Source organism: Rhodococcus sp. 06-470-2 (assembly GCF_002258235.1).
Lineage (GTDB): Bacteria > Actinomycetota > Actinomycetes > Mycobacteriales > Mycobacteriaceae > Rhodococcoides.
On record NZ_NOYB01000005.1, the window covers coordinates 70,270 to 76,469 of the forward strand.

Consider the following 6,200-nt stretch of genomic DNA (forward strand, 5'->3'; position numbering starts at 1 on the left):
CTGTGGCCAAACGAGTGACAACCCAATTGGTGGACGATATCGACGGGTCGGTCATCGACGACGAATCCGGCGAAACGATCGAATTCGCGGTGGGCGGTGTCGAGTACTTGATCGACTTGAAAGCGAAGAACGCCACCGAGTTTCACAAGAAGCTCGACCACTACATCCAGCACGCGACGCGGGTCGGTGGCCGCAAGCGTAAGCCCTCCCCGAGTTCCGGGTCGACCGCGGCCGGCGGATCGGCCAAGCGCGATCCGGAGCAGACACGCGCGATCCGGCAGTGGGCGTTCGACCAGGGCTACGAGATCAGCGAACGTGGCCGAATTCCGGCCGACATCGTTGAGGCGTACAACGCCGCACACTGACGGGCGGTGAGCCGCCTGCGCGTCGTGAGCAGTGCGGTGGTGGGGCGTCGAGCGGGGGAGCTCGAGGGCGGCGGCAGCCCCCTCGACCCGGACCGGGGACGAGGCCACCGGCGGCGGGCACCCGGAGAGGTACCCGCCACCGATGCCGGTTCTAGTCGGTGATGCTCTCCTCGCTGGGTGCGGTGAGTGCGTCGTATGCCTGCTCGGGGGTGAGCGTTCCGGCCCCGACCTGTTCGACCACGGTCAGCACGTGGCCGTGCTGGTCGAGAAAGCCCAGGTAGTTGTCCTGGTTGGAGCCGCCGACTCGCTTCCACCAGTCTTTACCGGTCCCGCTCATCCGCGCTTCGTAGGCGGCGAGGATCTGCGCGAGCGCGATCACCTGTGCGCGTGCGTCGCTGGCCGTGTCGATCACCGGAGCCAGAGCGGTACGGGCGGCGCGTTCTTTCCAGTCGCCCCACAGGTGGCCTTCGGGCTTGCCGATCGTGATACCGAGCAACTCTGCGAGGTGCTCGGACGCTTTGTTCTGGGTGAGCAGTCCAGGCTCGTCGACGAGTGTGTCGGTGATCCACTTCGCGGCACCCTTCGGCAGGGTCTTGCGGGTGAGGAACTTCGCGAGCCATTCCTTGCGGACGATCGTGGCGGCGGCGCTGGCCTTGTTGAGTGCGATGGTGCGCCGACGTGCGAGCTTCTCGGCCTCCTTCGCCGCGAGCACTTTCTGTGCTGCTTCCTGCTCGCGCACTCTCTTTGCGGCTGCATCGGAGGACTCGTCGGCGGCGGGTTCGGCCGATGCGGCGGCGAGGATCGGACCCAGTTTCACACCGGCGGCATCGGGGTCGGCGGTGAAGTACTCCGGCACCCACACTTCGACGGACCCGACGTCCTTGTAGTGGTGCAGTCCCTCCTCCGCGTCCCCTGACAGATCGACCTGGGTGTCCCAGTCGATACTGTCCTTGTCGATGAACTCGCCCGTCGCGACGAGGGTGAGCTTCTCCTCTTTCGTCAGCCACACCGCCCAGTGCTCGGCCGCGGCCTCGATGATCGCTTCGGTGATCGGGTCTCCATCTGTAGTCACCAAGTCCTCAGCGGCGGTGTAGGGGTCGCCGTAGTAGGGCTCTTCCTCGAGGACCGTCAGTCCCTTCTCGGCGTATGGTGCGCTTGCTGCGGTGCGGGCCTTGCGCTCGGCGCGGTCGGCGAGCAGCTGCTGCGCTTCGGACCGGAACCACGACCCGGCATTGAGCAGTTGTGCGACGGCGTCGGTGTCGCCCTCGGCGTCGAACACGGCCACGATCGCGGCCTGGTCGAGGGTGAGCTGTCCCGCGTCGAGGGCATCGATCGCAGCCTGCGACCGGCCCGCTGCCCCTGCTGCTTTGACGGTCTCGCGCTTGACCTGGACGGCCTTGGCGATCTTGGGCACCGAGACACCGAGTTCGAGCATGTCGGTCACGGCCTTCGCCCGCTGGCCTGCGGTGAGGTCGATACGGCGGTCGTTGGCGACGACCTGCCGAGTGAGACGCTCGATTTCCCGGTCCTTCGCTGTGCTCGCGTCGGGCCGGATCAGCACCGGCACGCTCTCGGCCCCGGCTTCGATTGCGGCGAGGGTGCGAACCTGGCCGTCGATGACCACGATGAGGTCGCCGTCGCGGCGCGCGAGAATCGGTAGCAGCACTCCGTGTTCGATGATGGAGGCGACCATGTTTCGGAATGCCGTTGTGTCGGTGACGACCTCGTCGCGGACGTTCGGTCCGACCTCGAGGGCGGTGGGGTGCAGGCGGGCGTACTCCTCGCCCGCCCCCACGACCGGCGTGGTGCCGGTCGTGGGGGCTTCGGTTGCGGCGGTGGTGGTTTCGATGCTTGCGGTCATGGTGGTGTCTCTCTCCCTGGTAGATTCTTCGGTTGGAGACACCGGGCAGTTAGGAGCTGTCCGGTGTTTCTTGTTTTCCGGGGGCGGTGTGGGCCTCGGGGGTTACTGCCGGGCGGTGGCCACGTGGTGGTGGCCTGCGAGCCGTGCGGCGTGGATTTCGGCCTCACTGGCTCCGTGTTCGCGGGCGGTGCATGCCCAGAACGCGGCCCGCTCGAGGTGCGCGTCGACGGTGGTCGAGTTCGCGTCCGATGCGGCTCGGTTGACCTGCTCGGTGTAGGCGGTGACCTGTGCGAGTGCGTGGGTCTTGACCTGTACCGGGACTCCGGCGATCGCGGTCATGATCGCGGTGCGCAGTCCCACCGTCCTCGGTCCTGTGATGGTGTCGTGCATGTCGTGACGTCCCTTCTCAACTGGTGGCCTGGCCCTTTGCCCTGCCACGTTTTTCGCCGTTTCTGGCGTGAGGAGAGAAGTCAGCGCACGGGGACGACGGGGCAACCCCTCGGCCGGACAGTTTTCGTGGGAGCGCAGCGACTGCTCTACGAAAAGTGTTCGGAGCCTTCGGTCGTAGCGCAGCGGAGCGAGGGGTTGAGGCGGCGGTCACGGGTGATGGATGCTCGCCGGTAGCCAGAACCGCAGTGAAAAACGTCTTTGCTCTTCCACGGTGCGGAGCGCAGCGGAGCTCCATCCAGGGGACGCCCGCAGGGTGGCCGGCACCGCCGTCAGGCGGAATGCACCCAGCTCGTCGACGCCGGCGGAGTGCCCACCTCCCGGCCGCGGAGCTCGCGAGGCGATTGTGCGGGAGCGACGGAGACCGCCACGCTCGGTGTCGCGGTAGCGCTAGGGCGTCGGCTCCACGACGGTAGGTGGCCAGTCGTGTGGTTTGACGTTGTCCGGTTTGGATCCTTCGGCGGCGTAGGGGACTTCGGTGTCCCAGTCGAAGTAGACGTTATTCCACGCTCCCGGCGAGTTGAATAGCGTCTCACCGTGGAACTGCGCCTCGCTGAACGTCGTCTCACCGTGGAACTGCGCCTCGCTGAACGTCGTCTCACCGTGGAACTGCGCCTTTCCGAACGTCGTCTCACCGTGGAACTGCGCCTTTCCGAACGACGCCTCACCGTGGAACTGCACCTCACCGAACGACGCCTCACCGTGGAACTGTGCCTTTTCGAACGTCAACGCACCGTGGAACTGCGCCTCACCGAACGACGCCTCACCGTGGAACTGCGCCTCACTGAACAACGTCAACGCACCGTGGAACTGCGCCTTTCCGAACGACGTCCACATACCGTGGAACTGCGCCTCATCGAACGACGTCCACATACCGTGGAACTGCGCCTCGCTGAACGTCGTCTCACCGTGAAACTGCGCCTTTCCGAACGTCAACGCACCGCGGAACTGCACCTCACCGAACGACGTCCACATGCCGTGAAACTGCGCCTCGTCGAACGTCGTCTCACCGTGGAACTGCGCCTCACTGAACGACGTCCAATCACCGTGAAACTGCGCCTTGTCGAGGGTGGTTGTGCCGTAGAAACGGGCGTCGTTGAAGTCGGCGTTGTGGAAGTACGCGCCGGTGAAGTCGTAGTTGTAGTTGCTCCAGTTGTGTTGGTGGTCGGGTTTCAGGTGGGTGGCGATGGTGCGGGTGATGGCTTGCCGGACCGTGAGGTCGTCATGGGGGTGCTGGTAGGTGCTTTCGACGGTGGTGGCTGCGTCGACCGTGACGACGGTTTGGCGTAGGTGGGGGTCGTGGGTGGGTGGTGCGTATGGGCGGGTGAGGTAGCCACAGAGGTAGTTGATGCAGGTTTGGGCGTCGGTGTTTCTGTTGTGGTCGATCCAGTCGTTGGTGAGTGCTTCGAGGGCATAGACCCCGGCGAGTCGGACTTCGGGAGATGGGTCGGCGAATTGTGCTGAGGTGGTGACGAATCGCCGGCGTAGCTCTTGAATGTCGGCGAGCGTGTGGGTTGCTTTGTGGTGCCGATCTAGCTGTCTGCGACTGAGATAGCCGATGATGAAGGTTATGACTGCAGCGACGATGATTCCGACGCTGGCGAGAACAGTAGCGGCGGGTTGTGTGAGGTTGTCGAGGAACCACACGCCGATGCCTGGCGGGTCAACTGCTTCGACCGGCACGGTTGGAGTGGCCGGGGCAGGGGCCTGGGCGTGGAAGCTCACGGGGGTGACAGTAGCGGCTTGACCGTAGTTTTCCTGGTGGAGTCAACGCCGGTCGCGTACTGCTGACCGAGGCCGTGGCGGAGGGCAATTGCGCGGGCTGCCTGTTCGGCTATTTCGCCGGGTAGTGGTGGTCCGTCGAGGGTTCTGATTCGCATGGTGCCGAGTGTGGCAGTGGGTACCGACAGAAATGGTTCTCTTGCAACGACTTTAGCGGGGTCCGCGGCCGCACGGTTCTAGAGGTAGAGCAGGTGGGTGGCGGTGCCGTCGAAGTGTTCGAGGTTGTCGAGGACGCCGGTGTAGTTGGCGGGTCGGCAGGCTCCGAGGCTGACGATGAGGGCGCAGGCTCCGTCGATGGTGACGAGGTAGGTCGGTGGGGTGTTGGTGGGGCTGGCATCGGCGTGGGCCTGGGCGTCGAGGAGGGCGTAGCGGACGGCGTCGGCGGCAGCTCGTTTCGCCGCGTCGAGGCTGGGTTCTGCTCCTGCGGCGGTGATGGTTTCGGGTCGTCGGTCGGGGCGGGTGGTGACGGTCCAGGTGATCATCGGTGTCGTGTTCCTTCGGTGGGTGAGCCGGGCGACCTGCGGGTGCGGGGGTTCTTCCAGCATCGCGTACCGAGCGCCAGCGAGGTCCGCGATGCACAGGCATTTTCCGGAATCTGGGGATAGAGAGTTTCCCTGTGGATGGATACGACTCGGCCCCGGAGCCCGTGTCGGGTCCGGGGCCGCGTCCGTGCGCCGGGGTCAGAGGCGTCGTCGCCAGGGTGCGGCCATGTCTTCCTGGTGTTCGCGTTCGGCGTCGTCGAATGCGTCGGTGAGGGTGGTGGGGTCGCTGAGGTACTGGTCGCCGTCGGTGAAGATCGCGACGGCCATGCGGTGGACGTTTCGGAGCTCGTCGAGCATGGTGACGTAGCCGAGGCGGTCGATGATGCGCCAGGTGACCGGTCCCATGTGGACCTCGACCCAGTGCATGGTGCGTCGACGTGCGGGTACGTACTGCTCGCGTGGGGTGACGGCGGTTTCCGGTGGCGCGATCCAGACGACGGACATGGCGGCGCGGGCGTAGTCGTCGCCCGGTCCCCCGGGCTGGGGTGCCTGGTTGTCGATGCGGCCGATGAGGGTGCGGGCGTCGGCCAGTCCGGCGATGAACGCGTGGACGGCGGCGGCGGAGCGGAAGGTCATCATCAGGCGGCCCATGGTGACGATCATCTGGGCGTCGTCGGTGGCGGCGGCGTGGACGTTGACCACGGCGTTCTGGCGTCCGACGATGGTGGCGGTCGTGTGGGTGACCACTGCGCCGTAGTTGTCGGTGTCGGTGCTGCTGTGGGCTTTCTGGGCGGTAGTCTTCGGCATCTCGCGCTCCCCTACTCAACGTGGCGACCTCGCGGCCCGCCAATTTTTTTGCCGTTCTGGCAGAGGAGAGTTGGACCGGCATGAGGGGGCCGGAGTGCAATGGTCGGGCCGGAAAGTTTTCAGCCGGAGGCGTCTGTGAAAAGTTTCCGGAGCCCTTCGGGCCGGGAGCGCAGCGGACGCCGGCGGTTGCGCGGAGGTCACCGCCGGTCAAAATCGGAAGGCCAGAAGGGAAAACAAGAATTCTTTTCACAGGACGGAGCGCAGCGGAGTTCGATGCGGTGGACGCCCGCAGGGTGGCCCGGCCCCACGCGAGCCGCTGAGCCCTTATTGCGCAACGGATAAGGCCCGCACCCTGTGTGGCGGGTTCTAACGATCCCCGCAACACCCTCGATTTGAGGGAGTTGCGGGGATCGTGGCATGTGCTGGGTTGAAGGTGCGGTTTTTCGAGGCGTTGGA

At 65.6% G+C, this 6,200-nt stretch carries 7 protein-coding genes; 1 reads left to right on the forward strand and 6 read right to left on the reverse strand.

The genetic code is table 11. The annotated features are described in order from the left end of the window. The first annotated feature begins 2 nt into the window (after nucleotides 1-2). On the forward strand, nucleotides 3-365 hold the full coding sequence (locus CH276_RS02785; RefSeq protein WP_094629921.1) for a histone-like nucleoid-structuring protein Lsr2: 363 nt from the start codon (nucleotides 3-5) through the stop codon (nucleotides 363-365). 151 nt (nucleotides 366-516) lie between these two features. On the opposite strand, the gene CH276_RS02790 is transcribed toward CH276_RS02785, so the two are convergent. From CH276_RS02790 to CH276_RS02810, 6 genes are all read right to left on the reverse strand, one after another. Beyond that, entirely contained in the window at nucleotides 517-2,226 is a 1,710-nt protein-coding gene (locus CH276_RS02790; RefSeq protein ID WP_094629922.1) for a ParB/RepB/Spo0J family partition protein, read from the reverse strand. 102 nt (nucleotides 2,227-2,328) lie between these two features. Next, entirely contained in the window at nucleotides 2,329-2,616 is a 288-nt protein-coding gene (locus CH276_RS02795; RefSeq protein ID WP_094629923.1) for a hypothetical protein, read from the reverse strand. A 447-nt stretch (nucleotides 2,617-3,063) separates the two neighbouring features. Continuing rightward, entirely contained in the window at nucleotides 3,064-4,398 is a 1,335-nt protein-coding gene (locus CH276_RS02800; RefSeq protein ID WP_141214654.1) for a pentapeptide repeat-containing protein, read from the reverse strand. Beyond that, the gene (locus tag CH276_RS28360; RefSeq protein WP_176459082.1) at nucleotides 4,395-4,553 is read right to left on the reverse strand and encodes a hypothetical protein; all 159 of its coding nucleotides are present in this window, start codon (nucleotides 4,551-4,553) and stop codon (nucleotides 4,395-4,397) included. The genes CH276_RS02800 and CH276_RS28360 overlap by 4 nt, the downstream gene beginning before the upstream one ends. Nucleotides 4,554-4,631: 78 nt before the next feature. Then, nucleotides 4,632-4,937: a hypothetical protein gene (locus CH276_RS02805; RefSeq protein ID WP_037154365.1), complete on the reverse strand. Its 306-nt coding sequence runs from the start codon at nucleotides 4,935-4,937 to the stop codon at nucleotides 4,632-4,634. 198 nt (nucleotides 4,938-5,135) lie between these two features. Further along, nucleotides 5,136-5,744: a hypothetical protein gene (locus CH276_RS02810; protein WP_052058739.1), complete on the reverse strand. Its 609-nt coding sequence runs from the start codon at nucleotides 5,742-5,744 to the stop codon at nucleotides 5,136-5,138. Nucleotides 5,745-6,200: the final 456 nt, after the last annotated feature.